Consider the following 14,794-nt stretch of genomic DNA (forward strand, 5'->3'; position numbering starts at 1 on the left):
ATACCCTATATCAAGCAGCTTAAGAAATGAATTATTTGAAACTCATCACTTTATATTTGACTTTAAAATAATCAGCCGGCCATCGTTTAGTGACCGGCTCAATTAAAATGAAACATTACACTTTAGGCTGTAGCTTGATTTTCTTCACTTGCAGCAACGTTCTCTGCTTCAATGGCGTTATCGATTTCAATCGCTTTTTCACGTCCTGGTAACAGTAAGTTTAGGAATAACGCAACCAATGAACCTGTGGTGATCCCGGACGCTAAAATGACTTTCAAAAACTCAGGAAGGTTGCCCAACAGCTCAGGACGGGCCGTTACAGCCATGCCCGCACCAACACCAACAGCGACAATAATGCTATTACGTTTTGTATGTGCCGTAGTCGAAAGAATATTAACCCCGGCGGAAATAATCATAGCAAACATAATTAAGCCTGCGCCACCAAGTACCGGCAATGGAATAATAACTACCAAGGCCCCTAATACTGGAAACAAGCCAGCTAAAATTAACATCGCGCCAGTAATGGCGACAACATAACGACTGGCAACACCTGTCATGCCAACAATTCCGACGTTTTGCGAAAACGAAGAGAATGGCGTAGTGGAAAAAATTGACGCTAGAGCCGAACCCAAACCATCCGCCAAAATGCCGCGTGAGAGCTTTTTACCGGTTAATTTTGTATTGGTGACGTTAGATAATGCTAGGAAATCACCGGTCGACTCAATTATGGTCACTAAATATGCGATAGACATGCCTATAATGCCACTGATTGGAAAACTTAAACCAAAATGCAGCGGGCTTGGTAAAGCGACCAATGCAGCCTGTTGCACAGGGATAAAGTCCACCAATCCAAGAGCAGCGCAGATAACAAAACCAACAATAATGCCCATCACCACAGCGGATGCTGCAAAAATACCCTTACCAAACTGAGATAACGCAATCACTAGAGCTAAAACAAAAAAGCCAATAATTAAATTAGAAATTGATGCATAACCTTCGCTGCCTACTTGACCGCCGGCGATCCAATCGACTGCTACCGGAATAAGAGATAAACCAATTAAAGTAACCACTGTGCCGGTAACGATAGGAGGAAACAATTTACGAATCATCGGCATAAAAAAACTACCGATAATCATCACCAAAGAAGCCACTAAAGCAGAACCTAAAATTCCAGCGACGCCATGTTCGAAGCCTATCGCTATTGACACACCAACAAAAGTAAAACTTGTGCCCATAACCACAGGTAATCGAATACCAACAGAGCCTACACCACGACACTGGATTATAGTAACCACACCAGAGACCAACATGGCAGCATTAACTAACACCACCATGTCTTCAGTTGAAAGCCCTAACACCCCGCCAACAACTAAAGGCACCGCAATAATTGCGCCCAAAGCAGCTAATAGATGTTGCGCTGCCAGTAAAATAGATGTGCCAACTGGTGGCTTGTCTTCCACTTTATACAATAACTCCATACAACCTTCCTTTAATTTTATTTATGGGTAAGCTTTTTTGACCGGGTGCACCGTGCCGAAAAATAGCTTAATTTCACGATATGATTAAAACAGCTGGTCCGGATGCACCGTGAACGCGGTTAAAATGTAGTGCCGATAAGAAACCGACAAGTTAAGAAGTAAGTATCGTGTTGCCTTACTGCTTATTTCACTCAGCTAAAGTAGCGGAATAAAATCAGTCGCCCAGTCAAAATATTCAGGCTGATTATAATTTAGACATTAGTTCTCTCTTCTTAAAAAATCTACAGTTGTGTCAAGTTTTCCATTTCATATAGTGGTTGTTGATTGACTCAGCAGAGTTAGTATTTACGCTATTGCTGATTTGGAGGAGGAGGGGAACAATTGCTAGAGGATGTAGGGGAATGGTTTTTATTTCTTCGTCTGTCGTTGTGAAATAAAAAAGGAGCTGTCGCTCCTTTTGATAATCAAAAACTATTATTAAAAATTAAATTTCGTGCTTTATTGTCCACAAGTAGTCTTCATGAGAACCACAAATACTGCTGAATTCTTCGCCTATTTTTTTGTCACCTTCGGCAAATAATTTATTAAGTATCGCGGCTCGCGCTTTTAATAAATCATCATAGTTTTCAGCACTCATTGTTGCTAATTTTCTGTATTTGCCACCAACGACATGAGCAAGCCAACCCCAAGAGGTTAATTGACCTTTGCCAACAAACTCGTTATATACCGGCGCAAATACTGTTTTTACAATTTCATCGGCTCTTTCTTCGGTAGTGAAATCACACTCCATATAAACCGACATGCTCGCTTTGCCTCTCGGTGAATTATCACCGACAGGTTTTGAACCGGCGACAAATTGCCATATGTAATCAACATGGCTAGGGCAGCCTGTTGCAATAGCATCTGCACCTTTACCTAAGGCTTTATCAAGCTTTTCGCCCATTTTTTCCTGCGCGCTCAATAACCCACTAACACTGGGTGCTGAATGGTAAAGAATGCGTCGCCATTCACCACCGGTTTGATGAGCTAGCCAGCCCCAACCGGCAATAGTGCCATCTTTAACGGCGGCATCATAAACAGGTGCATAGGAACTTTTAACCAGCTCATCGGCGGCGTCTTCTTTATCTGGTGCACACATAAAGTAAGTTGCATAACTGTACATTTCTGGTTCTTTCGGCTCGGCTGAAAGCGCAGCAAACGGTAGTAATAGTGAGACTGCAAAACTCATAAGAATCTTAAACTGCTTCATATTATTATCTCCTCATCCCATAAAGGGAAAATACCTATGTAACAAAGGGTTTTGTACATTGGTAAAAGATTCAGCTAAAGCATAGTGCATAGTTGAGATTTCTTTAGTTTTAATAATTATAAAAAAACACTTAAATATACTTATCAGATATATATAAAATCTCTAAGTAATTAACATTATTATCTTTTTCTAATCGGTCTTTTTAATCAATTAGCCAGAAATTCGCATTGTGAAGTGATTTGGGTATATAGTTAACAAGGTTAAAAAAACAACAATAAGAGGGATCTATGATATCCATTAAACAGCTAGCAATCTGGTTACTTTTAGCCGGAACCAGCTTTACCGCAACAAGTACTGAAGTTTTAAGCCCAACCTCATTGCCTGATGCTCAATATCCAAATATTTTAACTGGCAAGTATAATGAAAAAATTACTTCGCCAGAGACTTTTTTAGGTTTTGAAGTTGGTCAAAAAACCGCATCAGCAGAACAAATTAATACTTTGATAAACATTTGGGCAAAAGAAAGTGATCGCGCCAATATTATAGAGTATGCAAGAACTTATGAAGGTCGTCCGCTACATTATTTAGTTATTTCAAGCCGCGACAATGTTGCCAATATCGATACGATTAAAGCCAATATAGAAAAATTGAGTAGCCCGGATGATTTATCAAATTCTCAGGTTACAAAATTAATTAAAGATACTCCGGCAACCGCTTGGATGGCCTATTCTATTCATGGTAATGAGTCATCTGGGGCCGATTCATCTCTTGCCTTAATTTATCACTTAATCGCCAGTGAAGGTGAGGATGTTAGTGCTCTATTAAAGGATGTTGTGGTGCTTGTTGATCCGATGATGAACCCTGATGGCAGGGCTAGATTTACCAAACAACTACAACAAAATCGCAGTACCACGCCAAACTTTGACACTCAATCATTACTGCATTCGGGTGTTTGGCCATTTGGCCGTACAAATCATTATCATTTTGATTTAAATCGTGACTTTTATTATGCAGTAAATCCAGAATCGCGCGGTCGGATCAAAGCCATTAACCAATGGTACCCATTACTGATGATTGATGGTCATGAAATGGGCGCTTTAGATACCTTCTTATTTGGACCTCCACGCGAACCCGTAAATGAACATATTGCCGACAGTATTAATCAATGGAGTAAAATATTTGCCAGTGAACAAGCCAGCGCTTTTGATAAAAAATCTTGGCCATACTATACCGGTGAATGGTTTGAAAATTTATATCCTGGCTATTCTAATTATGCTGAATATAAAGGCTCGATTCATATACTTTATGAACAGGCTCGCACCGCAGAAGACGGTGTAAGGCTTGAAAATGGACAAATCCGCAGTTATAAAAAATCTGTACATCATCAATTTTATAGCTCGATGACAAACTTAACTACTTTAAGAAATCATCGGATAAAAATCTTTACTGACTTTGTTAAAAATAGAAAACATCACGTGTCAAAATCAAGCATCTATGCGAATAAAAGTTTTGTAATTTTACCCACTAAAAATCAATCTCGATTAAACAAGTTTTTGGATCTGATGGACTTGCAAGGCATTGAATATTACACCAACAACAGTGCAATAAAGGTGCGTAATGCAAAAAATCAGCTCGGTCAAAAGCTAAATAGCAGCACCATACCAGCGGGTTCAGTTGTTATTCCAAACCGTCAATATGATGCGCCATTAATTGCGGCTATTTTAGAGTTTGATGCGAAAATTAAAGATGAGGTTTTATTAGAAGAGCGTCAAAAAACGCTGCGTGATGGTAGCTCAGTTATGTACGATGCCACAGCCTGGAACCTTACTATGATGTATGGTTTGGCTGCGCTGGAAGTTAACCAACACCTGAAAAATGGCTTATCAAAGCTGACACGTGAAGATAGTCCAGTAGTTAACAATATGGAGAATACCATCGCTTATATTGTCGATGGTGCAAATGATGCATCAGTTGGCTACGCTGCACGTTTATTAGAGCAAGGAATACAAGTTAGGGCGCTAGATCGTAAAGGCGTATTTAACGAGATTGAATTTAGTCGCGGCTCAATAGTTGTGGCTGTTCATGACAATAAAAAGTCAGCTAATTTAATCAGCGTTCTAGCAAAAACAGCTAAAGATACTGGAGTAACAATACAGGCAATAAGCCAAGGGCTAGGTGAAGGAGATTTACCTGATATTGGTGGTGAACATTTTAAACTATTAAAACGCCCACAAATAGCCATGCTCACTCAAAACGGTATTAGCCCTTATGATTACGGTCATATTTGGCATATGCTGGACACAGAGTTAGGTGTTCGTCACTCGCATTTAAGTCAAGAGTTGTTCGACTCTATGGATTTACGCTCATATAACGTTTTGATAATTCCAGGTCGGTGGTACGGAGAATTAAGTGCAGGCAATATTAGCGCCGTTGATGCTTGGGTTAACGCTGGAGGAACACTGATTGTTACTGGTAATTCCACCGCGCAACTGGCGAAAGCTGAAAACTTTATCGGCACAACATTGCTCGGCGATTCATTCGAGAAAATGCAAGATTACAATATCGCCCTTTATAAAGAATGGTTGGCCACACAAGACAGCATTTCAAACCAAGATATTTTAGCGAGTCATTCAGTCGCTGATACCATTTGGTACCCATGGCAGAACCTTGAAGAATTAAAACCGATGAACAAAGAGCAGTTAACCAGATGGGATGCATGGACGTCACAGTTTATGCCTTCCGGAGCATTAGTGGGCACTCGCACAGATCAACAAAGTTGGCTCACCTATGGCGTTAATGAAATATTGCCAGTATTAATCGACAACTCACCACAATTAATGAGTAAAAGTCCTGCCAGCGCCATAGTACGCTACGGGGTATTAGTAGATAACCCGAAAGCAAAAGAGCGCTTAATTGGCTGGTCGACTATTCCTGAAGGTAAAGATTTATACCTGCGTATGAGTGGCTTAGTATGGCCCGAAGCCGCACAGCGGATTAGTAATTCGGCTTATTTAACTCGAGACAAGAAAGGCAATGGCCAAGTGATCATGTTTGCCAATTCACCAAATTTTAGAGGTGCCACAAAGGGAACCGCCAGACTGTTACTGAACGCAATAGTTTACGGCCCAGGACTTGGTAGTAACCAAGCGATAAATTTGTAAACCAAGATTAGCCACTATAATGTTTCCAAGTGGGTAAATTAACCCACTTGGTATTATCATCAATTACGTTATCAAAGATGTAGATTAAAAGCAGAACACTTGGCAATTCAATTCTTTGGCTGCGGCGATAAACTCATGGCTTTGCGATGTTTGGTTAGTGTTAAGATAACAAACCCGCTTACCCTGTTTTAATAGTGACAATGTTTCAGCAATATTGTCTTCATTAAAAGCTGCTTTCGGCGCATCGCGTCGGCATAAATCGATGATTACGCTGTCAACCTCAACATCATGCAGAATATTATCCGCTTTTTGCATATTTCTTACCGCGCCCAAGGTTAATAAATCTGGGTGGTCAGGCGTATTAATTACCAACAATTCAGCCTGAGTGCTGGTGACATCCTCACTGTTTTCAAGTTGCATATTGAATGCAGACTCTAGATCTTCACCTTGCTCAATACCAGTTTTGCTGAAAAACGATTCCCAGAAGACACGACGATTAGTAAAATTAGTAAAGCGGTCTTTTACTGCTTGACGTTTTTGGCCAGCAAAACTTGCTAACTTACCTAACGATTGTGGAATAATGGTTTCAAGTTTTTCTCGCCAGTAGCGTAATAAAACCGGTGACTGACCGGAGCTAATCATCGCAAAGACCATAGGTGAGCGATCAATAATTGCCGGCGTGATAAAGTGACATAAATCGGCATTATCAACTACATTCGCCAATACTCCATGCTCAAATGCTTCTTTATTTATTTGTTCATTTAAACTGCGGTTTTCAGTTGCTACAAACACCAACTGCTTTTGCGCAAGCATTGATTTATCATAATAATCATTGATGTATTTAATTTTTCCAGCAGTAAGTAATGCCTGAATATTCGCCGATATTTTCGGTGAAACTACAGTAACGGTTGCTGGGCTTTTTAGTAATAACTCAATTTTTGCACCGGCAATCTCACCGCCACCGACAACCAATACATTGAGCTTTTTTGCATCAAGGAAAATTGGGAAGTAATTCATTTCATCTCCACAGGAAATACTTGCTTTACACTACCTTTCGGTAATTAATGGCTAGTACCACGCTCATAGTGCGTTTTATTATAAACGTTATATTTTCCAGAAGGTTTCTTCATAGGTAAACGTTTAATTTCTTCTAAGGTATTAGCATCATACACAATTACTGCGCCATCGTTATCCCAAATACTCAATAAAACGTATTTTCCATCTTTGGTGAATTCTACATGTGCTGCCGTTTTGCCTGGCGCCGGAGCCAATGTTTTAACAATTTCCAGTGTATCTTTTTTAATAATATGAACTTTTTCTTTGTTCGGGCCAAAAAATACATCAACCCAGGCATAAGGCGATTTATTGTGGCTGCGCATAAAGAACCCCGGTCCTTCGGTTTTAATTTCTTTGATCACTTGCCAGTTATCCATATCAATTACCGTCACCCGACCATCTTTGATATTTGGTGAAGCAAATACTTGCTTGCCTTGATAATCCCAAGTGATACCTGATCCTAAATGCGGCATACCGGCCATTTCAATGGTCGCTACTTTCTTTTTCGCATCAAGATTAATTACTTGGCCATTTTGGCTATCACGTGAGGCACCAATCAAATTAATGTACTCAGGATCAAAGAAGAAATCATCTAAATAATCTTCGGTGGTAATCCGACGAATTGGGAACTGCTCTTCTGCTTTCCAGTTTTCCAGTTTGCCTTCACCGCCGTCTTTGCGATAGTCATGAGCCCAACCTTTATACACCTCAACACCGCCTTCATCTGAATAAGGAATTTCCCAAACCTCTTTCACATCTTTTAGAGCAACAATAAAACTGGTTCTCGGTGGTGCATTATAAACGGCGCTAACACGAGATGATTTACCATCTTTGTCGCTTGTTGCTACCACTTTAATTGGCGTTAAATTTGTCGTATCTAGAATAACAATATTATGGGGCAAGTAATTACCAACAATGGCGTATTTACCATCAGATGATACGGCCAAATTACGGGTGTTGATACCGGCTCGAATTTCAGCAACGGTTTTCATGTTGTAAATATCGTACTTGCTGATCCAACCATCACGTGAAGCAAAATAAACAAAACGACCATCAGGTGAGTACTTTGGACCACCATGTAAAGCAAAGCGTGTTTTGAAGCGGGTGATCGGCTCAAAGGTATCACCATTAAGCAAAGTTGCAGAATGGTCGGCAAGTTCAACCACAATAAATAAGTTCATTAAATCTGCATCAAATTGTGGTTTGTTGGGTAGTTTACTTTGGTCAAAGTGTTGCACATGAGATGTATTGATATCCGCTAATGTCCATTCAGGTACAGTGTCAGCGGGTGTATAAATATAATCAACTAACTGATCAATATTCTGTTTCGACAATGTTTGTTCAAAAGCCGGCATTTGTGTCGCAACACGGCCTTTACCAATAACAATGCTGGCTTTGTTTTTACGTAGCCTTGACAGGTTTTCAGGAAATAATGCGGGTCCCATACTGCCCAAACGATTTATTCCATGACAGCTTTGGCAATGTTGTTGGTACAATTGTTCAGCACTTTGTTTTTCATCGGCGAAAACATTTTGACTTAGCAACAAACTAAAACCAGTTGCGAATAAACTAAAAAAAGACAGTGTTTTGTTCATTGCTCATTCCTACCCAGCTGATAACTCAGGTACTTGCCCCAAAGTTTCAGTTACAACCTCAGCTTTAGTTTCAGCTTGAAAGTATCCTGCCCCGGCAACGTGTCTAGGGTCAAGTTGATCGATGACCTGACCTACAACGATAAGTGCAGGTGGTTTAATATCATTGTTGATAACCATCTGTTCAAGCGAGCCTAATGTACCGCGAAACACTTGTTGGTCAACCCTTGTGCCTTGCCTAATAATTGCCGCAGGAGTGCTGGCGCCACGACCATGTTCAATGAGTTTCTCTGAGATCATTTTTACCGCACTGATCCCCATATAAAACACTACGGTCTGATTATCATTATTCAAACTCTGCCAAGGCAGCACTAACTGACCATCATTTTGTAAGTGACCGGTTATAAACGTACAACACTGGGAAACACCACGATGCGTTAATGGAATGCCAGCATAAGTTGTCGCTGCTGAAGCTGCGGTAATACCAGACAACACATGGCAATTAACACCATGATTTAAAAGATGTTCAGCTTCTTCGCTGCCCCGGCCAAAAATAAATGGGTCACCACCTTTTAAACGCAGAACACGTTTATTTTGCTGAGCGTAAGTCACTAATACCTCATTAATATCCCCTTGCGGAACACAATGTTTAGCCTGTTTTTTACCTACGTAAAAACGCTCGCACTGGGCGGGTAACAACGCCATGATCTCATCACTAACCAAGCGGTCATAAACAACTACTTCAGCTTGGGCAATAAAGCGCACGGCTTTAACGGTTAATAATTCAGGGTCGCCAGGGCCTGCACCAACTAAAGCCACTTCACCTTTGGCAAAGCTGGTACGCTTAGCAATTTTATTGAGAAGGAAATCTGCCATAATAAGCTCTCTTAATTTTATATGTTGGTGACTGTAATTGCTTCACTGACAACAGCAGTTAAACCAATTTCACTATCAGTTAGGTAGCAACCTGGGTCTTCAGCCCAAACATCTTTGGTTTGAGCAAAAGCTCTGGTGCGGGTATTACCACCACAAATATTTAAATATTCACATTTTGCACAACGACCTTTTACTGGTCTAGGGCTTTGTCTAAAGCCCAGCATTAATGGATCTTGAGTGTTCTTCCAAACATCAGAAAATTTTTCAGTTTTAACGTTGCCTAGTGGATGATTCCACCAGTAGGTATCTGGATGAATTACGCCGGTATTATCAATGTTTGCTACATTTACACCACTGGCATTCCCCCCCCAGTTTATTAATCTTTGTTTTAAATTCGCTACACGCTGCGGATATTGCTCACCGAATTTTTTTTCAACCCATTGCAATAAAAATGGACCATCCGCATCGTTATTGCCGGTCACAAAATCGCTTTCTATGCCTTGCTCTAAATGTGCCCACGCACGTTCGAATAGCTGTTCCATTGCCCCCTTGGTCATAGCAAACATTGCATCATTTTCAGCACTGCGTTTTCCGCGACCAGAATAATTTAAGTGTGATAAATAAAATTTATCAATTTTGTGCTGCTCCATTAAATCTAGAATGGCAGGTAAATCTGCATAATTTTCACGAGTTAAGCACAGACGCATACCTACTTTTATGCCTGCTTCTTTACACAATTTCAGCGCATGCATTGATGTTTTAAAGCTGCCTTTTTGACGACGAAAATCGTCATGAAACTCTTCCAGGCCATCAATACTGATACCTACGTATTGATAATCAGCCGCTTTAATTTGTTCAATATTATCTTCGTTTATTAGTGTGCCGTTAGTTGATAATGCGACATAAAAACCTTTTGCTTTTGCGTAAGCAGTAATTTCATAAATATCAGGTCTTAGTAGAGGCTCACCACCTGATAGAATTAATACTGGCACCTGAGCAACTTTTAAATCATCGATGGTTGCTTTAATTTGTTCGGTATTAAGTTCATCTTTAAAGTCGATATCAAGCGATGTTGAGTAGCAATGTTTACACTGTAAATTACAACGTCGAATTAAATTCCAAATAACCACAGGGCCTGGCATTTTTACCGCTTTGCCAACCGGCAAATCATCATGCAAAGTTTTCAATAATTGTGAAATTCTAAACATTGGCTAGTCCTTTTTCTTTTGTAAACGCAAACCAGTTTTCTTCAGTATTTTGCTACTGGTTAACATGTCATTTGATTTATGTTGACCAGTTTGCAACACATCCTTTAACAATTGTTTGATCTGGGTTCTATATTCGCTAATTTGTTGTTCATTTTTACCATGGATCATGGCAAATAAATTGTAATTCCATTCAGGTAAACATCTGGGACGTCGATAACAATGACTAACAAAAGGCAGCCTGCCGATTAACGCGCCGTATTCCTTTACAACATCATCTTGCACATCCCAAACCGTCATACCATTAAAAGTGTAACCAGCTCGATAATGATTCGGAACGGCAGCAATACGCCTGATCACTCCCCGCTCTAATAAGTCTTCGCTCATTGCCAAAATTTCAGCCACACTTAACTTTAATTTTTCAGCCAAGTGATCATAAGGCCGACTTACAATTGGCAAGCCTTGTTGAGTTAACAAAATAAATTCACGCTCTATTGCTGTTAATGGCGCTTTTTTTCTTTCTCTAGACTGGTAAGTAGAGTCCAACATAAAACTCTTCCTCCTTTGGAAAATCATAAACTCGCAGTGAGCTTTGCTGTTCAATGTTTTGAAGCACCGCTTGAATCTCATCTTGCGATTCACACGCCACTACAAACCACATATTTAATCGATGTTGGCGCTTATAGTTATGAGCAACTTGACTGAATGCATTCACAATTTCAGTTACTTCATCGAAGCGTTCTTCTGGTACTTGCATTGCTGAAAGGGTAAATGCGCCGCCCAGGCTCGCTGCGTCATACATGGGGCCAAAACGACTTAGCAAACCATCATCAAGCATGTGTTGTAGCTTGTTGATAACTTGCTCTTCAGTACAATCTAGTTCATTGGCAATATCGGCAAACGGCTGTTCGCTTACCGGAATGCCACGCTGAGTTCGATTCAATATTTTTTTATCTAATGCATCCATAAATTAATTTCCTGATGCCGAGGCCTGGCTATATTTGCCGCCTCTTTGTTTATAAGCTTTATTGCTAAACAATATCTTTTTATCTATGCCGGCTAATTCGCTGTGCTGACACATATCATCTAACTGTTTGATCACTTGCGCTCTGTCTTTACCATGTATCATGCAAAATAAATTGTATGGCCAATCAGGCAGTACGCGCGGGCGGCGATAACATAGGGTAATTACTTTTTTCTGGGCTAAAATAGCGGCGACGTCATCGACACATGCATCATCAACATTCCAAACAACCATGGCATTTGCCACATAGCCTAGCTTTCTGTGACGAATAACCAAACCAAAACGACGAATCATTCCTTGTTCTTGCCAGTGTTCAATTGTTGAAATAACTTGCTCTTCAGTAGCACCAATTTCTTCGGCAATTGCTAAATATGGTTGAGCAACTAATGGTAATCCTTGCTCAATTGCAGCAAATAATTCCAATTGCTGTTCAGGGCTTAATTGTAGAGAATCAATATTGTCTGCTAGTAATTGTTGAGCCGTCATTATTGCACCCCGGTACTTTCAGTAAATTCAATATTAAAGCCAAGATCTATATGGTATGCCTGCTCCATAGGTAATATTAGTGGCTTAAAGCCAGTTTCTCGATGAATATGAGCTAGGCATTGCTGTAAAGCATCTTCATTCGTAGCCGTAGCCACAAACCAGAGATTGTAACTGTGCTCTCGGGCGTAATTGTGATTCACCTGAGTAAACTGATTCACTAGCTTGGCAATTTCATCGATTTGCTCCTCTGGCACAGCTAGGGCAGCTAAAGTGCTAGCGCCGGCTTTCTGGTGATTAAACACCGGTCCTAAACGAGACAACACTTGCATTTGTTGTAGGTCTTGAAAACACTCTAGCACTCGTTTTTCTGTGCTATTAAAGCGATTCGCCAGCTCCAAAAAAGGCCGATTACATAATGGAAATCCTTTTTGATAAGCATTGATTACTTGTTTGCTTAAATTATCTAAAGTGAAATTAGCATCATTCATCATTACAGCCCTATTTGGTGAGCTCGGTTAGTAAAGAAAATACCGCTTGGACTTTGTGCCGGTAGTTTTTTCAATAACTCAAAATTTTGGCTGTTATAAATCTGGATCTCATTACTATCACGTACCGACATCCACACATGTTCGCCACGCGGGGTAAATTCCATATGTAAAACACCTGGACCTGGCGTTAACGTTTTGATCAAACTTTGATTTTTAGTATCTATGACTTGGATAGTATCGTTTAGCGGGAAGGCGAAATTAACCCAAACTTGTCTGTTGTCAGGTTGAGCCATAACAAATACTGGCTGACCATGCACATCAATAGCGCCAACCTGCTGCCAGGTTTGCGTATCTATGATCAGCACTTGGTGTAAACCAACCGCGGGTACATAGGCAAAATTTCCAGCCATAGCCCAACCTTCCAAATGCGGCATTTTGTAAACCGGTAATTTTTTCTCACCTTTACCGTAGCCATCAAGAATGCGTTTAACACCTTGCTCAGGGGACCATAAATCAAGTAACGCCATACCATTTTCACCAAACAAACCGGCAATGTAGTAACGGCCATCAGGGCTTATTAAGGCATCATATGGATTAAGACCAATATCAGTATATTTAGTTAGTTCTATTTCTGGTTTAGAAAGATCTGCTATCCAGATTTCATGACTATCAAATAAACTGAATACAAACTTTTGCCCGGGTGCATCGACTAAACCAACGACTTTTGAGCGTTTAATTGAACCGTCTTTATTTCTTGGATGATTCACTAACTCAGTTGCCGGAATGTCAGCAACCAATTCTAAGGTATCACTGGCAAAAATTTTAACTCCACCGGGGGTGTAATTTGATACCGCGACAAATTTACCATCTTGACTAATCGCGCCGCCAATACTATTGCCTGACTGAATAACTCGTTTATCAATTTTGCTTTTCAATAAGTCAACTTTGGTTAGCCCCCCATCACGACCAAATACATAACCAAAACGTTGATCACGTGAATAAACAATAGAAGCATGTGATAAATCTCCCAAACCATCTATTTCTGCCAAACTATCTTTATTACTGTGATTAACAACTTTAACTTGTCCCGTAGCGCGCTCAATAACTAAGCCTAAATCGCCGGTTGCTCTTAATCCTGTTTGTACTGTTGCCATTGATGCGGAACTTGCTGTAGTTGTATCGTTCAGTTGCTGGCAACTCATTACAAATAAAGGTAATAGTAAGCTGATAAAAAGCTTCGTTTTAGTTTTGATCATTGTCTAGCCCTTTAATTAGTTGTTCTGCTATCCATTTAGCGTCTTGCTGATTTAGTATGTCTTTCCAAGGCGGCATTGCCGTACCTGGACGTCCTTCCAGGATGGTAATGGTAAGGAAATATTCAGGCTTATTAATTAATTCTTCCGGTAATAAAGATGGGCCTAAGCCACCTTTTAACGTCATGCCATGGCAAGAGCCGCAATCTTGTTTCACCAGATGCAGGAGGTATTTTTTACGCTGTTTGCTTAGTTCAGAATTGCTTGTTTTTGCTGTAGAGGTTTTATTAACATGCGGGCTGGGTTCGGCATAAGCTGAAAATAAGTTCAAGCTTAAACTTAAGCAAATGCAGGTTATAAAAATTGTTAAACTTTTCATTGGCAAACTTCAACGTTTCCTAACAAGGTAGCTAAAATTTACCAGTAAAAAAGGTAGGGTTTATTGTTTAAGATCACATTTTTAACAAAAAACTACCTATGGTTACACATATTAAGTTTTAGTTTTATATGAGTTAAAAATGAGCAGGTATTAATCAACTAGGTATCATTGTTTTTGAACAATCACGACACCAGTCATTTTTGGATGAGGACCGCATTCATACGGGAACTCTCCGACGTTATCAAATACATACTCATAACTTTCACCAGGAAAAAGGTAATCTGGCTCTTCTTTTACGAACTGTTTAAACCAAACATTGTGATACTGCCTTTTTTCAATATTTTTCCAAATTACTCTATCGCCAGGAGCAACAGTAATAGTCGCGGGAATAAATTTCTTTTTATATATTTCAACCACGACATCTTTTGCCAAAAGGTTAGCACTAAATACAGAAAGCGAAATTGCGGTAGTTAAATGAATAAATATCTTAAACAAGGTTAAGTTTCCTTAATTTTATACCTGTATCATCAAACGAAATAAACCTCAC

Annotated in this window: 14 protein-coding genes; 1 reads left to right on the plus strand and 13 read right to left on the minus strand. The window is 39.9% G+C overall.

The window, feature by feature from the left end; all coding sequences use genetic code 11:
• Positions 1-122 precede the first annotated feature (122 nt).
• Together RI844_RS12075 and RI844_RS12080 are read right to left on the minus strand one after the other, a co-directional pair.
• Complete coding sequence (locus RI844_RS12075; protein WP_348394921.1) at positions 123-1,478, minus strand: nucleobase:cation symporter-2 family protein; 1,356 nt, start codon at positions 1,476-1,478, stop codon at positions 123-125.
• Between the two features lie 484 nt (positions 1,479-1,962).
• Positions 1,963-2,727 (minus strand): hypothetical protein, encoded by a 765-nt coding sequence (locus RI844_RS12080; RefSeq protein WP_348394922.1) that lies wholly within the window; start codon positions 2,725-2,727, stop codon positions 1,963-1,965.
• Positions 2,728-3,014: 287 nt separating this feature from the next.
• On the opposite strand from RI844_RS12080, the gene RI844_RS12085 reads away from it, so the two are divergent.
• Positions 3,015-5,888: a M14 family metallopeptidase gene (locus tag RI844_RS12085; RefSeq protein WP_348394923.1), complete on the plus strand. Its 2,874-nt coding sequence runs from the start codon at positions 3,015-3,017 to the stop codon at positions 5,886-5,888.
• Positions 5,889-5,972: 84 nt separating this feature from the next.
• On the opposite strand, the gene RI844_RS12090 is transcribed toward RI844_RS12085, so the two are convergent.
• The 11 genes from RI844_RS12090 to RI844_RS12140 all read right to left on the minus strand — a co-directional run bounded on the left by RI844_RS12090 (position 5,973) and on the right by RI844_RS12140 (position 14,742).
• Positions 5,973-6,905: an NAD(P)-dependent oxidoreductase gene (locus RI844_RS12090; RefSeq protein ID WP_348394924.1), complete on the minus strand. Its 933-nt coding sequence runs from the start codon at positions 6,903-6,905 to the stop codon at positions 5,973-5,975.
• Between the two features lie 44 nt (positions 6,906-6,949).
• Positions 6,950-8,539 (minus strand): cytochrome D1 domain-containing protein, encoded by a 1,590-nt coding sequence (locus RI844_RS12095; RefSeq protein WP_348394925.1) that lies wholly within the window; start codon positions 8,537-8,539, stop codon positions 6,950-6,952.
• A gap of 9 nt (positions 8,540-8,548) precedes the next feature.
• Complete coding sequence (gene cobA / locus RI844_RS12100; RefSeq protein ID WP_348394926.1) at positions 8,549-9,412, minus strand: uroporphyrinogen-III C-methyltransferase; 864 nt, start codon at positions 9,410-9,412, stop codon at positions 8,549-8,551.
• Between the two features lie 17 nt (positions 9,413-9,429).
• Positions 9,430-10,620 (minus strand): heme d1 biosynthesis radical SAM protein NirJ, encoded by a 1,191-nt coding sequence (gene nirJ, locus RI844_RS12105; protein ID WP_348394927.1) that lies wholly within the window; start codon positions 10,618-10,620, stop codon positions 9,430-9,432.
• Positions 10,621-10,623: 3 nt separating this feature from the next.
• On the minus strand, positions 10,624-11,166 hold the full coding sequence (ahbB, locus tag RI844_RS12110) for a siroheme decarboxylase subunit beta (RefSeq protein ID WP_348394928.1): 543 nt from the start codon (positions 11,164-11,166) through the stop codon (positions 10,624-10,626).
• Complete coding sequence (locus RI844_RS12115) at positions 11,141-11,584, minus strand: Lrp/AsnC family transcriptional regulator (protein WP_348394929.1); 444 nt, start codon at positions 11,582-11,584, stop codon at positions 11,141-11,143. The genes ahbB (RI844_RS12110) and RI844_RS12115 overlap by 26 nt, the downstream gene beginning before the upstream one ends.
• A gap of 3 nt (positions 11,585-11,587) precedes the next feature.
• Positions 11,588-12,127 (minus strand): siroheme decarboxylase subunit beta, encoded by a 540-nt coding sequence (gene ahbB, locus RI844_RS12120; protein WP_348394930.1) that lies wholly within the window; start codon positions 12,125-12,127, stop codon positions 11,588-11,590.
• Positions 12,127-12,618, minus strand: coding sequence for an Lrp/AsnC family transcriptional regulator (locus RI844_RS12125; RefSeq protein WP_348394931.1), 492 nt, complete (start codon positions 12,616-12,618; stop codon positions 12,127-12,129). Before RI844_RS12125 ends, ahbB (RI844_RS12120) begins: the two co-directional genes overlap by 1 nt.
• Entirely contained in the window at positions 12,618-13,871 is a 1,254-nt protein-coding gene (locus tag RI844_RS12130) for a cytochrome D1 domain-containing protein (protein WP_348394932.1), read from the minus strand. The genes RI844_RS12125 and RI844_RS12130 overlap by 1 nt, the downstream gene beginning before the upstream one ends.
• Positions 13,858-14,199: a c-type cytochrome gene (locus RI844_RS12135; protein ID WP_348394933.1), complete on the minus strand. Its 342-nt coding sequence runs from the start codon at positions 14,197-14,199 to the stop codon at positions 13,858-13,860. The genes RI844_RS12130 and RI844_RS12135 overlap by 14 nt, the downstream gene beginning before the upstream one ends.
• Positions 14,200-14,412: 213 nt before the next feature.
• Positions 14,413-14,742, minus strand: a complete 330-nt coding sequence (locus tag RI844_RS12140; protein WP_348394934.1) for a cupredoxin domain-containing protein — start codon at positions 14,740-14,742, stop codon at positions 14,413-14,415.
• Positions 14,743-14,794 lie beyond the last annotated feature (52 nt).

Source organism: Thalassotalea fonticola (assembly GCF_032911225.1).
Classification (GTDB): domain Bacteria; phylum Pseudomonadota; class Gammaproteobacteria; order Enterobacterales; family Alteromonadaceae; genus Thalassotalea_A; species Thalassotalea_A fonticola.

Excerpts from the sequence above, each read along its gene's own strand:
- RI844_RS12125 (WP_348394931.1), bottom strand. The coding sequence starts at position 12,618 with ATGATGAATGATGCTAATTTCACTTTAGATAATTTAAGCAAACAAGTA.
- RI844_RS12095 (WP_348394925.1), bottom strand. The coding sequence starts at position 8,539 with ATGAACAAAACACTGTCTTTTTTTAGTTTATTCGCAACTGGTTTTAGT.
- RI844_RS12090 (WP_348394924.1), bottom strand. The coding sequence starts at position 6,905 with ATGAATTACTTCCCAATTTTCCTTGATGCAAAAAAGCTCAATGTATTG.
- cobA (WP_348394926.1), bottom strand. The coding sequence starts at position 9,412 with ATGGCAGATTTCCTTCTCAATAAAATTGCTAAGCGTACCAGCTTTGCC.
- RI844_RS12130 (WP_348394932.1), bottom strand. The coding sequence starts at position 13,871 with ATGATCAAAACTAAAACGAAGCTTTTTATCAGCTTACTATTACCTTTA.
- nirJ (WP_348394927.1), bottom strand. The coding sequence starts at position 10,620 with ATGTTTAGAATTTCACAATTATTGAAAACTTTGCATGATGATTTGCCG.
- RI844_RS12115 (WP_348394929.1), bottom strand. The coding sequence starts at position 11,584 with ATGGATGCATTAGATAAAAAAATATTGAATCGAACTCAGCGTGGCATT.
- ahbB (WP_348394928.1), bottom strand. The coding sequence starts at position 11,166 with ATGTTGGACTCTACTTACCAGTCTAGAGAAAGAAAAAAAGCGCCATTA.
- RI844_RS12075 (WP_348394921.1), bottom strand. The coding sequence starts at position 1,478 with ATGGAGTTATTGTATAAAGTGGAAGACAAGCCACCAGTTGGCACATCT.
- RI844_RS12085 (WP_348394923.1), top strand. The coding sequence starts at position 3,015 with ATGATATCCATTAAACAGCTAGCAATCTGGTTACTTTTAGCCGGAACC.
- ahbB (WP_348394930.1), bottom strand. The coding sequence starts at position 12,127 with ATGACGGCTCAACAATTACTAGCAGACAATATTGATTCTCTACAATTA.
- RI844_RS12080 (WP_348394922.1), bottom strand. The coding sequence starts at position 2,727 with ATGAAGCAGTTTAAGATTCTTATGAGTTTTGCAGTCTCACTATTACTA.